At 68.4% G+C, this 16,684-nt stretch carries 17 protein-coding genes and 1 pseudogene; 7 read left to right on the forward strand and 11 right to left on the reverse strand.

Annotated elements, in window-relative coordinates:
* Positions 1–70 precede the first annotated feature (70 nt).
* The 5 genes from OHS16_RS29505 to OHS16_RS29525 all read right to left on the reverse strand — a co-directional run bounded on the left by OHS16_RS29505 (position 71) and on the right by OHS16_RS29525 (position 8,057).
* Positions 71–3,559, reverse strand: coding sequence for a glycoside hydrolase family 3 C-terminal domain-containing protein (locus OHS16_RS29505; protein WP_328540298.1), 3,489 nt, complete (start codon positions 3,557–3,559; stop codon positions 71–73).
* A 563-nt stretch (positions 3,560–4,122) separates the two neighbouring features.
* A complete protein-coding gene (locus OHS16_RS29510) occupies positions 4,123–5,301 on the reverse strand; it encodes an acyl-CoA dehydrogenase family protein (protein ID WP_328540299.1) in 1,179 nt (392 codons plus the stop codon).
* Between the two features lie 153 nt (positions 5,302–5,454).
* On the reverse strand, positions 5,455–5,808 hold the full coding sequence (locus OHS16_RS29515; RefSeq protein ID WP_328540300.1) for a hypothetical protein: 354 nt from the start codon (positions 5,806–5,808) through the stop codon (positions 5,455–5,457).
* A gap of 432 nt (positions 5,809–6,240) precedes the next feature.
* Entirely contained in the window at positions 6,241–7,089 is an 849-nt protein-coding gene (locus OHS16_RS29520; RefSeq protein WP_328540301.1) for an alpha/beta fold hydrolase, read from the reverse strand.
* Positions 7,086–8,057, reverse strand: coding sequence for an alpha/beta hydrolase (locus OHS16_RS29525; RefSeq protein WP_328540302.1), 972 nt, complete (start codon positions 8,055–8,057; stop codon positions 7,086–7,088). The genes OHS16_RS29520 and OHS16_RS29525 overlap by 4 nt, the downstream gene beginning before the upstream one ends.
* A 237-nt stretch (positions 8,058–8,294) precedes the next feature.
* Here OHS16_RS29525 and OHS16_RS29530 point away from each other — a divergent pair, with 237 nt between their 5' ends.
* Positions 8,295–8,939, forward strand: coding sequence for a TetR/AcrR family transcriptional regulator (locus tag OHS16_RS29530; protein ID WP_328540303.1), 645 nt, complete (start codon positions 8,295–8,297; stop codon positions 8,937–8,939).
* Between the two features lie 70 nt (positions 8,940–9,009).
* Here OHS16_RS29530 and OHS16_RS29535 read toward each other — a convergent pair whose 3' ends face one another.
* A complete protein-coding gene (locus OHS16_RS29535) occupies positions 9,010–9,267 on the reverse strand; it encodes a DUF5133 domain-containing protein (RefSeq protein WP_328540304.1) in 258 nt (85 codons plus the stop codon).
* A 513-nt stretch (positions 9,268–9,780) separates the two neighbouring features.
* Here OHS16_RS29535 and OHS16_RS29540 point away from each other — a divergent pair.
* The 5 genes from OHS16_RS29540 (at position 9,781) to OHS16_RS29560 (ending at position 12,248) form a co-directional block, all read left to right on the forward strand.
* Positions 9,781–10,023, forward strand: a complete 243-nt coding sequence (locus OHS16_RS29540) for a hypothetical protein (RefSeq protein ID WP_328540305.1) — start codon at positions 9,781–9,783, stop codon at positions 10,021–10,023.
* The gene (locus OHS16_RS29545; RefSeq protein WP_328540306.1) at positions 10,023–10,397 is read left to right on the forward strand and encodes a toxin Doc; all 375 of its coding nucleotides are present in this window, start codon (positions 10,023–10,025) and stop codon (positions 10,395–10,397) included. Before OHS16_RS29540 ends, OHS16_RS29545 begins: the two co-directional genes overlap by 1 nt.
* 299 nt (positions 10,398–10,696) lie before the next feature.
* On the forward strand, positions 10,697–10,999 hold the full coding sequence (locus tag OHS16_RS29550; protein WP_328540307.1) for a muconolactone Delta-isomerase family protein: 303 nt from the start codon (positions 10,697–10,699) through the stop codon (positions 10,997–10,999).
* Between the two features lie 92 nt (positions 11,000–11,091).
* Positions 11,092–11,385, forward strand: coding sequence for a hypothetical protein (locus OHS16_RS29555; RefSeq protein WP_328540308.1), 294 nt, complete (start codon positions 11,092–11,094; stop codon positions 11,383–11,385).
* 167 nt (positions 11,386–11,552) lie between these two features.
* Complete coding sequence (locus OHS16_RS29560) at positions 11,553–12,248, forward strand: type 1 glutamine amidotransferase domain-containing protein (protein ID WP_328540309.1); 696 nt, start codon at positions 11,553–11,555, stop codon at positions 12,246–12,248.
* 99 nt (positions 12,249–12,347) lie between these two features.
* Here the strand turns inward: OHS16_RS29560 and OHS16_RS29565 are convergent.
* The 4 genes and pseudogenes from OHS16_RS29565 to OHS16_RS29580 form a co-directional block, all read right to left on the reverse strand.
* Positions 12,348–12,581: pseudogene (locus tag OHS16_RS29565) on the reverse strand (LysR family transcriptional regulator); the annotation flags it as partial.
* Positions 12,582–12,613: 32 nt separating this feature from the next.
* On the reverse strand, positions 12,614–12,985 hold the full coding sequence (locus OHS16_RS29570; protein WP_328540310.1) for a YybH family protein: 372 nt from the start codon (positions 12,983–12,985) through the stop codon (positions 12,614–12,616).
* Positions 12,986–13,153: 168 nt separating this feature from the next.
* On the reverse strand, positions 13,154–13,867 hold the full coding sequence (locus OHS16_RS29575) for an SDR family NAD(P)-dependent oxidoreductase (protein ID WP_328540311.1): 714 nt from the start codon (positions 13,865–13,867) through the stop codon (positions 13,154–13,156).
* Between the two features lie 580 nt (positions 13,868–14,447).
* The gene (locus OHS16_RS29580; protein ID WP_328540312.1) at positions 14,448–14,642 is read right to left on the reverse strand and encodes a DUF6381 family protein; all 195 of its coding nucleotides are present in this window, start codon (positions 14,640–14,642) and stop codon (positions 14,448–14,450) included.
* A 251-nt stretch (positions 14,643–14,893) separates the two neighbouring features.
* Between OHS16_RS29580 and OHS16_RS29585 the strand changes: the two genes are divergently transcribed.
* On the forward strand, positions 14,894–15,916 hold the full coding sequence (locus tag OHS16_RS29585; protein ID WP_328540313.1) for a PHP domain-containing protein: 1,023 nt from the start codon (positions 14,894–14,896) through the stop codon (positions 15,914–15,916).
* A gap of 103 nt (positions 15,917–16,019) precedes the next feature.
* On the opposite strand, the gene OHS16_RS29590 is transcribed toward OHS16_RS29585, so the two are convergent.
* Complete coding sequence (locus tag OHS16_RS29590) at positions 16,020–16,457, reverse strand: Asp23/Gls24 family envelope stress response protein (protein WP_328540314.1); 438 nt, start codon at positions 16,455–16,457, stop codon at positions 16,020–16,022.
* Positions 16,458–16,684 lie beyond the last annotated feature (227 nt).

The raw sequence follows: 16,684 nt of genomic DNA on the forward strand, positions 1-16,684 counted from the left end.
ATTTCCCCGGGGAACGGCGAGGGCCCTGCCGTCCCCGGGGAACGGCAGAGCCCTTGTGGAGCCGAGGAGATCAGCTGATCGTGCCGGCGAAGAGGTGCAGTTCGGCGTTGTCCGGCAGGCTGACGTAAGCGACCTGCTTCCCCTGGGTCAGGGGGATGGCAGCCGAGTACAGACTCACCTTGTGGTCCGCCGGGTCGGTACTGCCGGCGGGCCGGTTCCAGTGGTCAGTCGTGGCCACCAGTGAACCCCCGGGCGCGGCCGCGTTGCTGTACCAGTCGGCGAACGTCAAGGTGGCCGTGGACGAACTGCCATCGGTGTACGTCACGACGACCGGTCCGCTCTGGGTGCCATTGGTCCCGGCCCCGAGGAAGGACAGGGACGATCCGGAACCCTTCATGGCGATCAGCTGGCCGGCGGCGGTTACCGCGTCGGGCCGGGCCGCGGGAACGTCGGGCCAGGTGAATGCTGCCGGGCCCCCGCCGACGGCGGCGCCCGGTGTGATTCCGGCTTCGGCCAGAGCCTGGGCGGAGAAGCTGTATCCCTTGCCGTCCAGGTTTCCCGCGGTCGGATCCGCGTCGTCACTGACGCCGACGGTGCCGAAGGCATCCGGCAGTCCGGCGAACGCAACCCGGACGGCCGCCTTCCCCGTGGCCGGTGGCAGGGTCCCCGATCCCTTGTAGGTGGTGGTGCCGGTCAGTGACACCTTGCCGCCCTTCGCGTCGGCGGGTACCTCCACAGTCCACTTCGTGGAGACCGATCCGCCCGCGGGTACGGTCTTGAACGCCGATGGTGTGCTCGCGGTCTTCGACCAGCCGCTGGGGGTGGTGAGGGTGGTCGCCGCCTGATGCACGGGCTGGGTGGAGCGGTTGGTGAAGGTGGTACGCACGGACAGGGTCGCACTGCGTTCCGTTGTGGCCGGGGCGGTCACCGCGGTGTAGCGCGGTCCCGTCGTCCGGTCGACCCGGAACGCGCCGCTCAGCGGCAGGTTCCGTGAGGAGTCGCCGATGCGAACGCCGTAGGTGCCGGTTCCCAGTGTCCACGCGTGAGCGGTCTCGTTCCAGTACGAAGCGTCCTTGGCGGTGAGCTCGAACGTCACCGTACGGGTCTGCCCCGGCTTCAGATGCACCTTCCGGAAGCCCTTCAACTGCCTGGCCGGTTCGCCCGTTGACGCGGGGGCGCCCAGGTAGAGCTGTGCGACCTCGGAGCCCGCGCGCCGGCCGGTGTTGGTGACATCGGCGCTGACCCGGAGGGATCCGTCCTCGTTGAGCCTCGAGCCCTCCACACGCAGCTTGGAGAAGCGGTACGAGGTGTAGGACAACCCGTATCCGAACGGGTACAGCGGAGCGAGGGCCTTCTTGTCGTACCAGCGGTAGCCGACGTTCAGGCCTTCGGAGTACTGCACCTGACCGTTCACGCCGGGCCACTGTTCCGTCGTCGAAGCCGGGACCTGGGCGAGCGACTTGGGAAAGGTGACGGGGAGCTTGCCGGAGGGATTGACGTCTCCGAACAGCAGCGCCGCGATGGCGTTGCCCGATTCCTGACCCGGATACCAGGCCTCGAGCACACCCTTCACCTTGTTCAGCCATGGCATGGTGACGGCGGAGCCGGTGTTCAGTACGACCACGGTGTTGGCGTTGGCCGCTGCGACCGCCTCGATGAGGGCGTTCTGGTCGCCGGGCAGGTCGATGCCGGAGAGGTCACTGCCCTCGGACTCGAAGTCGTTGGCGTAGACGACGGCGACATCGGAATCGGCAGCGAGCCGAACCGCCTGGCCGATCGGGTCGGTGCCGGCGCCCGGCCGGGTCCAGCCGAAGTTGACCTTGTCGCCACCGCCGCTCTGGTAGTAGTCGATCTCGACCTGTACCGGAGTACCCGCGGTCAGTTCCACCTTCGCGGTCTCCGTGCTGGTGCCGCCCTGGTCGCGCCAGTTGTCGATCACCTGCTTGCCGCCGATGAACAGCCGGCTGCCGTCGTCGCTGGTCAGCCCGAAGGTGTAGGTGCCGGTCGTCGGTGGGGTGAGCGATCCGGTCCATTTGGCGGCGAAATTCGTCGAGGGAACGCCGGGGGCCGGGACCTTTCCGTTCCAGTTGAATGCGACCTGCGGATCGGTCTGCGTGGCGAGAGGCTTGCCGTCCGGGGCGGCGCCCGCGTAGTAGTCGCCCTGGAGCCCGTGTCCGTTGCCGGACGGCGGGGTGAGATACGCGCTCTCGACTGCCGGCAGGGAGCCTCCGGTTTCCTGGTTGCCCTGGGCGTACGCGACAGTCGCCCGGGATCCGGCACGCGTCTTGATGCCCTGGTAGGGCGTGACGGTGCCGGTGCCTGCCACGGCAGCGCTACCGCCTCCGGCACTCATGGTGTCGACCCCCGCACCGTCGCCGATGACCGCGATGGAATGCACCGTGTGTGTGTCGAGCGGAAGGACGTTCCCCTCGTTCTTCAGCAGGACGGTGCCGTCCTCCGCGGCCTTCTTGGCGAAGGCGACATGGTCCGGTGTCGACGCCATGGCTTCGTGGGTGTCCGCGGACGGGTGGTCGAACAGGCCGAAGCGGAACTCCTCGCGCAGGATGCGGGTCACCATGTCGTCCACCCGGCTCTGCGGAACCTGCCCCTTCTGCACGGCCGTCTTGAGCGCGGCCCCGAAGTGCGATCCGTTCGGCATCTGCATGTCCATGCCCGCATTGGCCGCGGCCACGGTGCTGTGCGTACCGCCCCAGTCCGAAGTGATGAAGCCGTCGAACCCGAAGTCCTTTTTGAGGATGTCGTTGAGGTAGGCGTTCTCACAGGCGTCCGTACCGTTGACCCAGCTGTAGGAGCACATGGCGGACGAGGGGTGGGACTGGTCGACGATGGTGCCGAATGCGTCGGTGTAGATCTCCCGAACCGTGCGGTCATCGACGACAACGTTGTCAGAAGAAGTGTTTCTCTTGGTTTCCTGGTTGTAGACGGCCCAGTGCTTGACCTGCGCCATGACGCCCCGGGACTGGATGCCGTTGATGTCGGCCGAGCCGATCTGCCCGGTCAGATAGGGGTCTTCGCTGTAGGACTCGAAGGCACGTCCCCAGCGCGGGTCGCGGACGATGTTGACGGTGGGGCCCAGGTCGACGTCCACGCCCTTTGTCCTGTCCTCCTCACCGATCACCTGTCCGTAGGACTTGGCCACCGAAGGGTCGAAGGAGGCCGCGACACCGGTCGCCGCCGGCAGCTGGGTGGTGTCGTTCATCCGCACGCCCGTCGGACCGTCCTGCATCTTCAGAGCAGGGATGCACAGACGGGCGTTTCCGGGCACTTCGCCGGTGTAGGAACCACTGGCCGCGCCGTGCACCGTCGCGATCTTCTCGTCGAGCGTCATCTTCGACACGACCTGGCCTGCGCGGGAATCGGCGGACGCCTTCGCCCCGATCCAGGGGCACTGCGTGTCGGCGCCCGGCGTTCTCGCTTGGGGGATGGCGGCGGCCTGGCCGGTCTGTGCGACGAGCAGCGCCGATACGACGAGGGAGCCGGCGATCGATGTGGTGATCCGCCATCTGCGACGTTGCGCCGTGATTCTGGCCATCTGCATGCCAACTTCCTTATCTAGGTGGTCATTACAAGTCGCCCGGTTCAGCTTCGGACGGACGCTATGCCTGGCCGTCTTTACCGTCAAGGGGCCGAATGGCGCCAGGAATTGACCGCTCAACGGAAGAGTCTGAAGAGTACGGTGACGTCAATGAAAGCTCCGGAAGGCCAGGATCCGGTGTTGGCGCGCCGACGCAGCACACGGCAGCGGACGCGGAGCGTTCCGGAACACCGTTCGGGCTCACGCGGTAATCGCCAGGCTCGCGAGTGTGACGTCCGCCCCGACCGGCGAGTGCGGGACCTCGCTGCGCACGGCCGCCTCGTCGCCGAAGCCGGCCGCGCGGCCGGCCGGCGGGTCACAGCAGGCGGGGCGGCGCCTTCAGCTTCACGTACGAAAGCTTCACGTATGCCGGCTCCAGGTGCGAAGCCGGCATCGTCACCGACCGGCCGCGGATACCAGAGGGGTCTTTGCTCGGTCCGGCACGCACCCACCATGGAGCGGCCGCCGGCGGATGAGGGCTGCCCCGTTCATGCCGGCCGTGCGACGCGACGTGGCGGGGGAGGGGCTCAGACGAAAGCCGCGTGACCGGTCACTGCCCGGCCGGTGATGAGTGTGTTGATCTCCCGTGTCCCCTCGTAGGAGTACAGGGCCTCGGCGTCGGCCACGAACCGGCCGATGCTGTAGTCCAGAACGATTCCGTTGCCCGCAAGCAGCTCCCGCCCCCATCCGACGGTCTCACGCATCCGGGTGGTGCAGTACGCCTTGGCCAGCGCCGAATGCTCGTCGTGGAAGGAGCCCGCGTCCTCGAGCTGCGCCAGCCGGACCACCATGCCCAGGGAGGCCATGGCATTGCCCAGCATGCGCACGAGAAGGTCCTGGACCAGTTGGAAGCGGGCAATGGGCCCTCCGAACTGCTCGCGCTCACGGGTGTAGTCCAGCGCGATGCGGTAGGCCGCGAGCATCACTCCAACGGCTTCCCAGGCGACGCCGCTCCGGGTGTGACGCAGGACGTCCGCGGTGTCGCGGAATCCGTTGGCCCGCTGGAGCCGGTCGGTTTCGGGCACTCGGCAGTCGGTGAGGGTGATGTCGGCGTTCTCGACGGTCCGCAACGCGATCTTGTTCTCGATACGAGTGGCGGAGAAACCCGGCGAAGCTCCGTCGACAACGAAGCCGAGAACATGATTGCTGTCCTCCTCCCTGGCCCAGACAACGATGAGATCGGCGAATGTGGCGTTGCCGATCCATCGCTTTGCGCCGTTGAGGATCCAGGTGTCACCGTCGCGACGGGCCGTGGTGTGCAGACCGGCGGCGACATCGGAGCCACCTTGCGGCTCGGTGAGGGCGAAGGCCCCGATCCGCTCCATGCGGCCCATGGCGGGCAGCCAGCGCTGCCGCTGCTCCGGGGAGCCGCAGCGGGCGATGCTGCCCATGGCCAGTCCCGCATGCACCCCGTAGAACGTTGCCATCGACGGGTCGACGCGCGCCATCTCCATCGCGATGAAGCCGTTGAGGAGGTTGCTGGCAGGGGTGGTGGTGCAGTCCTCGTAGGAGAGTCCGGCGATGCCGAGTTCGGCGTAGCGGGCGATCATGTGCTCAGGGAACTGCGCTTTGCCCCACCATTCGTTGGCTTGCGGGGCTACTTCCTTCTGCAGGAACGTGCGGACGCGGTGGAGGATTGCGCGTTCCCCGTCGTCCAGCAGATCCTCGAAGCGGTAAAGGTCTTCTTCCAGAATGCTGTGGTCCATATGTCAGCCCTCGCGCTCCGTGATCACTCCTGCGTGGTGTACCGCTCGCCTACCCGGTGATCCACAAGCGATGCTTCGGCCGTTGACCGGGGATGCGCGGACCCGTTCCGGTGGATCGGCTGGGCCTTGCCACCGGGTCGTCCGGGAGACGGCTCAGTGACCGAAGTTGCTCGTGCAGGCATCGGTGATGGAGGGGTCGGTGACACCGTCGGACTGATGGCACAGGCTGCCCATGTCGAAGCCCGGTGCGGGCTGTGGCCGGCGCATCGCCGGGTGCGTTCGCGGTCGGGGGAGCGATGGCTGCGGTACGGCCATGGCTCGGCGCGGTGGCGCCGGTGTGTAGCGGTGGCGTGCCTCTGGGCGCTGTTCGGCAGCTCTGCGGACCGGTTCGGGCTTCGCCTTGGGCTTCTTCGCCCCGCCGTCCGGTTCGCTCGTGGCGAGTTCGTCGTGGCTCCGGGGCTGCGCCGGATGCCAGGAGCGGGTGACTGAGGGCGATGGGTCCGCCATCGGCGCACGCGCGGGTGGCGGCGGGTTCGCCGCCGGCGACACGGAAGTGCAGCCGGTCGTGACCAAGAGTACGAGAAGGATGAGAATACCGGCCCGACGTCGCATGCACCCACCCTTCACCAGCGCCGAGTCGGGGGACAAGCGGCACGCCGCCGGATCACCAGCACGAGTGACCGGGGCGCCCGACCTGTGACGCGCACCGCCTCCGGTGCGGGTGATCGGCCCGCGTGTCGCAGCCGGTCTGCTCAGATAACAAGTCCCCAATGACTCGGCGGAGTTGGAGCGGACCATTGAGCGTACCGATGCCTCCGTGGCGGAGACTGAGGGCATTTCCCGAGTGACCGGGGCGGCCCCGCCACGAAGCCGCCTCCCTGATCGGAACTCTCCGGGCCTGCCGAACCGGCCCCGTCACCTCCGGGGTCGCAGAGCACGTCAGGCGCCGACGGGGGTGTGGATGAACTCCCCGATGATCGTTGCGAACTCTTCCGGCCGGTCCAGCGGGATGAGCGTGTAACTGTCGTCCACCTCGACCAGCCGTCCCCGCGGGAGCAGTTCCGCGAGCCGGCGGCCGTGTTCGAGGGGCATCACCCGGTCCCGGCTTGCCCAGACCACGAGGGCCGGACGGTCGAAGCCCGGCAGGCTCTCCGCGGCCTTCTGCAGGAGACCGCGGTCGCCGAACACCGCGCGCAGCAGACGCACGGCGTCTCTGCGGATTCCGGGCTGCGTCATGACCGGTTTCACCCACCGGGCGGTTGCGGCGTCACCCCGGAGCGTCAGCCATCCGAACGCCAACGGAAGCCGCCGGAACGCCCGGAGCCGCATGTGCTGCATGAACAGTCCGAACGACCGGGGAGAGAGCTTGCCGGTCAGGGCGAGCGTCCTGCCGGTCAGACCGGGTGGAAGATTGTCGAACGCTTCGCACGAGGCGAGCACGACCCTTCCCACGCGAACGCCTGCGTCCGGCATGAGCAGTTGGACGACGGCCCCGCCGGTGTCGTTGCCCACGAGCGTGACGTCATGCAGATCGAGACGTTCGAGAAGCTCCGCAACCAGGCGCGCGATCCCGGGCAGCGAGAGATCGGCGTCGTCCCTCATCGCATGACGATGCGCGCCGAACGGGAGCGTCGGTGTCACGCACCGGTGGTCGACGGCCAGGCTCGCGAGCGTCCCGTCCCACAGTGATGAGTCCATCAGGAGACCGTGCAGGAGCACAATGGTGGGGCCGTTGCCGCCGGTGTCCTCGTATTCGATTGTCCCGGCGGACAGTTCGATCTCCGTCATGACCCCTGTCCCCGGTGCGCAGTGAATGGTGCCGCTGCCGGATCTGCCGGGGCATGTTCCAGCAGATTCCGACGGAGGAAGGCGAGTTGGCAGTCGACGGCCTGCTCGTGTGCGTCCGTGAACGGTGCGTAGTGCCCACCGGGCAGGCGGACCACCTCCGCGCGGGGCGCTCGCTGCGCGGCTCGGACCGCGGGTCCGGGAAGAGCCGTCTGATCCTGGTCGCAGACGACGACCAACAGCGGGCAGGTGACGCTCGCGGCATGGCGGCCGGGGCTGTAGGAACCGGCGCGGAGCGCTGAGCGGGCGGCGACCGTCTGCTGCCAGTCGGGATATCTGTTCTCGGGATCGAGTGCGCGGGGGCCGGTCATCGCGTCCGGCGTCGTGAGCAGAGCGACGGCACCCGGCTTGCCGGCCGTCGGTACCAGCAGGGGCCGGCGCCCGACCAGACTGCCCGCTCCGTCCAGGACACCCCGTCCGGCGAGCCGCAGCAGCGCGTAAGGGGTCGAATGTCCCATCGCCTGGCGGGTCGAGACGCGCCCGTTCGTGATCGGTGTCTGTGCGATCGCCGCCGCTACTCCATGATCCAGCGCCGCGACTTCCAGGACCTGGCCGCCGATGAGGGAAAAGCTCCACACCGCGATGTGCGGAGGGTCGACTTCCGGCAGGTCCGCGGCGAAGGCGATGGCGGCCTGCCAGTCGGCCAGCTGCTCGCGCAGCCGAACGACCTGACGTGACCTGCCACCGCTCTCACCGAGGCGGCGGAAGTCGAAGGCGAGTACGGAGAAACCGGCATGGCTGAACCGTTCCGCGAACAGGTCGGTACCGGGCTCCTTGGGTATCGCGAACCCGGCGGCCATGACCACACAGGCGCCGTTGGTTCCCGGATAGTGCCAGGCCGCACATTCGGTGCCGCCGCTGATGAATCGGACCTTCTCCCGCTCCACGGACACCCGCACTACGACCTCCATGTGGACTGGATCCTGATTTAAGTGAACCACGCGGTTCACTTTTCTGCCAGTGACGGATGCCGCCGGGCAGATCCGCTCTGCGCGCGTGATCCGGCCCCAGCGGAGCGAGCCCTGCGCCCTCGGCCGGCGCCGGGACGGCTCCTGTGCTGGTCACCCGGACGGCAGGCTTGATCGGGAAGGCGGCGGTGCTGGCATCATCAGTGGGGTCGTGCATCAACTGTGTGAGGACATCCGGCCATGGACACTGCCGATGGGAACGCCGGTGACCGCGCCCCGCAAGGGCGGGCGGGTTACCGGCGATCGACGGGATCGAGGCGGGGCGAGGCCAGGCGCCGGGACCTGCTCGAGCGGGTCATCGACGACCTCGCGGTCAACGGACTCGTGGATTTCTCGCTCCGGCGGGCCGCACGGTCCGCCGGCACCACGCACAAGGTGCTTCTCTACTACTTCGACGGAGCCGACGACCTGCTCAAGCAGGCCATCCCCCGGTTGAGGGAGAGGCGTATCGGGAACGCGCTTGCCGCCGCTCAGCATCCGGGCTGCCGGACGCTGGCGTCCCGGGTGCGCGCGATGTGGTCGGCCCTCCTGGACGCGACATCGGGGCTGCGCACTCTCGACCAGGCCATCGGGCTGGCGATGTACGACCCTGAACGCTACGGCGAGTTCGGGCGGGACGCGTCGAAGCAGTATCTGCCCGCACTCCTGTCCCTCTGTCCGGAGAACTGGACCGATGAACGCAGGCTGCAGGTCGCTGAGATGATCCTTGCCGTCCTGCGGGGCTTCCTCGTGGACTGGCTCACGAGCGGGGAGACGGCGGGGGTCGAAGCGGGGTTCGAGGCCCTGGTGCGTGCCCTGGAACGAGAGGAGGCCGCCGACGCGTGAGTCGCCGGCCCTCCGGTCGGGATGAACCTGCCGCTCGTGCGGCTTCGCGGTGGCAGCCTCCGTGCCCCGTTCAGGCGGCGAGTGGCTGACCGGGCGGGCAAGAGGTGACCGCGGAGGCGGTGGATGAGCGGTGTGACCGGTCGAGGATGCCATCGGCGGTGAGGATGGCGTCGGTGACCGTCCGGGTGCCGGTGAGCACGCACAGGGTGTAGCTGACGTCTTCGAGGGCGTGCTGAGCGTGCGCTGTTTCCCTTTCCAGCAGTGCGATGCACAGCGTGGCGTGGCGGGACAGGAGTGTCCGCAGTACCTGGGGGTCGGGGGTGAGCATGCGGGGAGCCCTTCTCGAGTGCCTGCCGTCCGTATGTCCCGGGTCCCGCCGCCGTATTCCCTCGCGGCACGGGTTTGTGCATTCGTTCACTTGTGGCGGGCCGGGAGGGCCGAGGCTCCGGGTGAGCGGTGAATCCCGGACTGCCAGGCCTGACGCCTGGTCACGCGAGAGCAGCCCCGCACGTGGTTGCCCGGTCACTTCGCCCACGGCCGCACAGCTGACGGTCACCTCACCCACGGATACTTCGCCGACACCCGCTCCGCTCAGGATGCATCACCGGGCCCCGGCCGCAGGCCGGCGCGGCGCAGAAGCGTGGCCACGAAGGCATCATCGCGGGCAGGGTCCACGAGCCTGCCGGAAGGTGGTCACCCGCCGTCCTGCGGTGAGGGACGTCGGACGGACGACGATCGGGTGCGCGGTCTTCGCGGTGTTCGGGCCGACTGTCCGATCCACCGGGCGGTTCTTCGCGAGCGGCTCTTTCCAGGCATGGTACCTAGTAGGTACCATGCCTGTATGCCCTCCCTGAATGTGACATTCACCGACGAAGAACTCGAGCAGGTCCGGGCCGCCGCGGCAGCGGACGGCAAGAGTCTCAAGGTGTATCTGCACGACCTCGGCGTGCGCGAACACCAGCGCAGGACGTTTGTGGCCGGCGCCCTGGAATGGGGCGACAGGCTTCGCGGCGAGTTCGACGAGGCCTTTCCCGGGGAAGTTCCGCCTGCGCAGAGGACAGCCTACGGATCCAGCGCCGCCTGATGGCCCTGTACGTGGACGTCGCCTGGCTGCTCGACGTACAGGAGCAGGCTGTCCCGGAGGACGTGTCCGTCGCTGACTACTCCGCGATGGTCGCCGCCGTCGCCCGGCACAGGACGAAACTGCCGACACTCGCCGCTGCGGATCCCGACAGCGCCTGGCGGGCCGCCGCACTGCTCCACACGATCGTGCGCCTGGAACCCCTGCCCTATCGCAACAGCCTCTTCGCGGCCATTGTGGCCGCCCAGTACATGGGGCAGTCAGGCGAAGGGATCGACCCGCCCTACGGAGCGCTTCCCGAGCTGGTCCGCAAGATCCGGTCCGGTGACGCGAGTCTGTACAGGGCTGCTGAACAGCTCCGCGAATGGAAGATCTGATGGCGCCGCGCGACCCGGCCGGCCGGGCACCGCTGCCCACGGGTGTACCCGGAACCGCTGCTCGACGGGGCTCGGTGGCCGCAGCTGCCTGCGTCGGTAAGAGGCCGATCCTCCCAGAGAAGAGGAACCGGTAGTGGCGTGGATCCTGTGCCGGACGGACACTTGGAGCACTGGGGCCTGGTGTCGATCGACTGTACCGGCCCGCCGGCGTCCGGCCTGATCGCGGCGCTCCTCGGTGGAGACGGGCCGCCATCGTCGGTCCTCGGGTCGTCGCCGCCCCCACCGAACGGAGCGAGATCATGCGAGAGTTCCTCGTCGAGATCACCACCACTGTTCCTGAGGGAACCAGCCAGGACGAGGTCGACCGGCGGCGGGCCGCCGAAGCGGTCCGCGCGAAGGAACTGGCCGCGACCGGCAACCTGGCGCGGTTGTGGCGCCCGGTCGGAGAGCTGCGCAGCCTCGGCGTCTGGCGGGCCGAGGACGAGGAGGAACTCCACGAGAAGGTGCTCGGCACGCTGCCGCTGCACTCCTGGATGACCCTCGACGTGACCCCGCTCGAACCCCACCCCAACGACCCCGGCCGGGGCTTCGGTACGCCGTGACGGCGGAACCGTCGTACGCATCGGCCGTCGGGCCGCGGCGGCGGCGCTGACCGTGAGGGAGTTCCGAGCGGGGTTGCCCTTCGCCCCACCTCATGGTCCTTCAACTTCCTGGCGGCGCCTGCGTAACCGGCACCTGCGCCCTCGCTGCCCGCACCGGCTCGGAGTTGTTCGTCTGGCCTGCCGTCATCCTGTACGCGCTGCTCGCCGACGCCTGGGCTGTGGTGTCCTGGCGCTCACTGCGCCACGCCGCTGGGCAGGCGGGCGGGCCGGAAGGCCGGAACCGAGCCATCGTTCCGGCGCTGAATCGGCGGGCAGCGATCCTCGCGCGCCAGGTGTTCCAGGACCAGCGGAAGCGGAATCAGGTGTCGTCCCCCGGCGATCGGTGACGGTCTTCAACGACCCTTCTGATGCGTGGAGTTGGATGCACGGATGCAGGACCGAATGGACCGTCGGCCAGGGGCCCTGGCCTTCGTCCGCATGCACCTGTCCGAGCATGTGGCTAGGCTGAAATGTGCTGAATTTTTCCTGGTGGGGGCAAGGAGGCGATGTTGTGATGGCGAAAGTACTCTTCGTGGTGACCGGGGCGACATACTGGGTGCTCAAGGACGGCACGAGGTACGCGACCGGTTACTGGGCCGAGGAGTTCGCGGCCCCGTACAAGGCGATCACCGATGCCGGCCACGAGGTGGTGGTAGCGACCCCCGGTGGCGTGACCCCGAATGTCGACATGATGAGTCTCCGCCCATCAATGGCAGGTGGTGAACAGGGTGCGCTCGATCTGGAGGCCATCATCCGTTCCGCGGAGGTGATGCGGCGGCCGCTCCAGTTGTCGGACGTCCGTCTTGAGGACTATGACGCGGTGTATCTGCCCGGTGGCCACGGGCCGATGGCGGACCTGGCGTTGGACGCCGACGCGGGCCGGCTGCTGACGGCGCAGCTCGCCTCGGGCAAGCCCCTGGCGATCGTGTGCCATGCCCCCTCCGCGATGCTGGCCACAAGGATTCACGGCGAGTCGCCCTTCAAGGGCTACCGGGTCACGGGTTTCACCAATGAGGAGGAGGAGGGCGTCGGCCTGGCCTCAAGGGCGACGTGGCTGCTGGAGACGGAACTGAAGGAAAAGATCGGCGTCGACTTCAGCCGCGGCGAGATCTGGAAACCGTACATGGTGGAGGACCGCAACCTCATCACCGGGCAGAATCCTCAGTCGGCCGCAGTGCTGGGGGAGCGGCTGCTGAAGATCTTTGCGTGAGTGCCCCGGCGGACTTCGTGGCCCGCAGGCCTTCGCCGTTGCTCCTGCCGGGCAGCTGGCTGGTTCCATAGCCGAGGCCGCGCCGGTTCCGACCCGGCCGGCGTGTTCCAGCGGGGCGCCGGTGTGCGGGAGCAGGGCCGGACCGGCCGGGGTGAGCGACACCGAGCGGCGGTTGTGATCGAACAGCCGCACGCCCAAGTCGCCTTCGAGCACGTTGATCTGCTGTGACAGGGAAGGGCCCGAGAGAAGCAGGCGTTCGGCGGCCCGGCCGAAGTTCAGTTCTTCGGCGACGGCGAAAAAATGCCGCAGTCGGCGCAGCTCCATGCTCGTCATGCTTCGTCGTGGCGGCATGGGGATCGCGGCGGTCAGGGCAGGAGGGTCACTTGGTAGTGGGCGATGTACCAGCCGTCCGCCAGGCGCCTGAGCAGCAGGCTGAGGTTGACGGTCAACGGGGGCCGGTCGATGAAGCCGAACATGACGCTCTGGTAACCGAGGATGAGGTCGTCGGCGAGCTGCCGTGTCTCCAGGACCCGGTACTGGGCGGTCATCCCCAGGGGCTGGGCGGCGTAATACGCGGCGACGCCCTGCCGTCCGACGCTGTAGGGGTGCAGTCCCTGGAAGATCGCGTCGTCGGTGAAGCGGACGGCGACCTGATCGGGTTCGTGCGCGTCGACGGCCGCCTTCCACCGGTCGAGGACGTCCCGCAGGATCGCTTCGGTGTCCGGCGTACTGGTCATCGGGATTCTCCTGTCGGTCGGATGCGGGTAGTACGTTCGTCGCGGCCCGGAGCCGTACGCCCGGCCGGGGCCCGGCCCGGCGTACGGCTCCGGGCCACAGCGGACGCCGGACCGGTGGCCTCGCGGTTCACCCGGACGGCCCGGGGGAGCCCGGAAACGAGAGCATGGTCAGTGACCCGCGCTCTGGCCGCCGTCGACGTGTGAGATCTCGCCGGTGACGAACGGGGCCTGCTCCAGGTAGAGGACTGCCCGGACGACGTCGTCGACCTCGCCCATCCGGCGGACCGGGTGGAGCGCGGCCATGGCGCCGTCGGTGTCGGTCGGGTGCATCGAGGACCGGATGACGCCGAGCGCGATGGTGTTCACCCGGATGCCGAGGGTGGCGTACTCGATCGCCAGCGACTTGGTGACGGCGTTCAGTCCGCCCTTGGTCAGGGACGCGAGCGCGCCGGTCACCCGCGCGTCGGCGTTGTCGACCAGGCTGGTGGAGATGTTCACGACGTGCCCACCGCCATCGCGGGAGAGCATCGCGGCGATCGCGCTGCGCGAGACTTCGAAGAAGCCGCGCACGTTCACGCCGACCACCGACTCGTAGTCCGCGTCGGTGTACTCGGTGAACGCTTTGGAGACGAAGAGCCCGGCGTTGTTGACCAACGTGTCGATCCGGCCGAACCGGTCCATGGTCGCGCCGACCACCCGCGCTCCGGCTCCGGGCTCGGCCACGTTGCTGGGCACGGCCAGTACCTCGGGGTCGCTGGACGTCCCGATGGAGCGGGCGGTCGCGGTGACCGCGTAGCCGAGCCCGCGGTAGGCCGCGACCAGGGCTGCACCGATGCCTCGTGAGGCTCCGGTGACGATGGCGACTTTCTGTGCGGTGTCCATGATTGGATCTTCGCCTTGTTCGCTGAGTTCGGCATGCCCAGACGCCGAACGTGGGCGACGGCGTGCGCGCCGGGCGGTTCGCCGTCCGCGTCGGCAGTACCCGGCGTACAGGGTCCGCGCGAGGACGGGAGGTGAGTCCTGCCGCCGCAGCCTTGGTGAGCAGCATGACCGCTCCCGCGGAAACGACTCTTCCCGCGGCCGATGCAGGGAACGGCACGTCCGCTCCGTTCCATGGGTGAGCGCGCCACACCGGGCGCGGTGAAAGCGTCGGAGAACTCGGGCCGGGGCTGCGGCGTGCGCCGGCCGGGCACGAAGGCCCGGGCATCACAGCTGCGTTCGGTACTGCCCGTGCGGCATCCGATGTTCAGCGAGGGCTGCGCCACCACACGAGGCGCCGAGTTGTACCGGGCCGACCTCTCGGGCGAGGACACCCGTTCGGCAGGAGATGTGCACCGGATCCCCGGGAACGGCGGTGAGAAAACCGGTCTGTCGGCCCTGATGCCGCTTGACATGCAGAGACCCGTGGCCTCCTTGTCCGTTGAACGGAAAGGAAACCACGGGCCGATGAGGCAGCGAACGGTTACATGAGTGTGTCCATGTCCTCGTTACGCATGTGGCTCTTCTGCTGCTCGCTCTGCTCCTGCAGCTTGCGGGCCTTCTCGGTCAGCCGCTGACGCTCTTGCGGGTCTGTCGCACGCTCCGCAGCCTGCTTCATCTCTTCCGCCTTGGCGCGCATCTGCTGGGCACGGCCACCGGATTCGCCTGCAACGCTCATGATCACTCCTGTGTCTGTGGTTGAGCGGACTGCTCCAGAGAACCAGCGCTCGGGCGAACCCGCATTCCGAGCGGTTACGCACCGCTATCTATGCAGCTCCGGCACTCACTCCTGCGCTGAAAAGTGAGCCTGCGCCGCCGGGTTCGGATGTCCCGGGCGACCACCGGACGAGTGGGCGGACCGCGGTGGCAGCCGGCCCGCGAGTGCGGCAACGTGTGAGCGAACTGCCGCAGGATCGGGAGGAGCGATGCATGGAACCGGTCGAGGCGATGGAGCGGATCGCCTTCTTGCTGGAGCGGCAGGGGGCGGCGACCTACCGCGTACGCGCCTTCCGCACCGCCGCAAGTGTGGTCGCCGGCCTGTCGGACGACGAGCTTCGCCAACGCGCCGACAGTGGCAGCCTTTCCCGGCTCAAAGGTCTGGGCCCCAAGACCAGCAAGGTTGCCGAAGAGACACTGCGCGGGTCGGTGCCCGCCTACCTGACGCGGCTGGAGGAGGAGGCGGGCGGCCCGCTCGTCGAAGGTGACAGCGGACAGTCGCTGCGCGGCGCCCTGCGCGGCGACTGCCACATGCACTCGGACTGGTCGGACGGGGGCAGCCCGGTGGAGGCGATGGCCAGGGCGGCACAGGACCTCGGGCACCAGTGGTGCGTGCTGACCGACCACTCCCCACGACTCACGATCGCCAACGGTCTGAGCCCCGAACGGCTGCGTGAGCAGCTCGTCCTGGTGGCCGCGCTGAATGAAAGGCTAGCGCCGTTCCGGCTGTTGACCGGCATCGAATGCGACATCCTGGCCGACGGTGAACTCGACCAGCAGCCGCAGCTGTTGGCGGAGCTCGACGTGGTGGTGGCCTCCGTGCACTCCAAGTTGCGGATGGACGCGGCAGCGATGACCAAGCGGCTGCTGACAGCAGTGCGCAATCCGCTCGTCGACGTCCTCGGGCACTGCACCGGCCGGCAGATCACCGGGCGGCTGCGCCCGGAATCGCAGTTCGACGCAGCCGAGATCTTCGCCGCTTGTGCGGATCACAGGACCGCGGTGGAGATCAACTGCCGCCCCGACCGCTTCGACCCGCCGCGGCGTCTGCTCCGGCAGGCGGTGGACGCGGGGACACTCTTCTCGATCGACAGTGATGCGCACGCCCCCGGCCAGCTCGACTGGCTGATCTACGGCTGCGCCCGCGCGGAGGAATGCGGTGTGACAGCAGACCGGATCATCAACACATGGACTGCCGATCGGCTCGTGACCTGGGCGGGAGGGACCGGGACCTGACACCGTCGTCGCAGGCGCCGGGTTTCATCACGTTCCCCGGAATATCCGAACGCGAGAGCTCACAGCCCGGGAGCGTCCCGAGGACTCCGGAAGCGAAGCAGTGTCACCGGACCCTGCTGCTTCGGCCGCCGCCCTCGTCGTCCTCTTCCTCGTCATCCGAACCGGCCACGTGGACGTCGAGGACGCTGATGTTGATCTCGACGACCTCCAAACCGGTCATCGTCTCCACCGCGTCGGTCACATGGGCGCGGATGTCCTTCGCCGCGTCGGCGATCGGCTCGCCGTATTCCACCACGATTTCCACGTCGATCGCGGCCTGCGTCTCGCCGACCTCGACCTTGACGCCCCGACCGGGGGACGACGACCGCGAAACCCTGTCCCGGACCGACCCCAGAGCCCGTGAGGCCCCGCCGCCGACGGCATAGACGCCATCGGTCTCGCGTACCGCGATGCCCGCAATGGTCGCGACCACGGAATCGGCGATGGTCGTCGTGCCGCGAGTGCTGCTCTTGCCCAGAGCGGATGTGTCGGTGCTGTCCATCGGAAATCCTCCACGGTGAGAAGACGTCGTATGTGAGCGATGGCGGGGGCGTCAGCGGATCCTGACCCGGCGCCTTTCGCGTCACCTCTTCCAATGTCCTCCGGCCACCGGGAAGCCGCCATTCGGGGGTTTTCCGTCCAATGAGGTGTGCCGACCCGCCGTGTCCGAGCATGCGGAGGGGGATCGGGTGCGGCCCACGGCCCCCGTTCGGCTGAACGATCGAGGGC

The organism is Streptomyces sp. NBC_00344 (assembly GCF_036088315.1).
GTDB lineage: Bacteria > Actinomycetota > Actinomycetes > Streptomycetales > Streptomycetaceae > Streptomyces.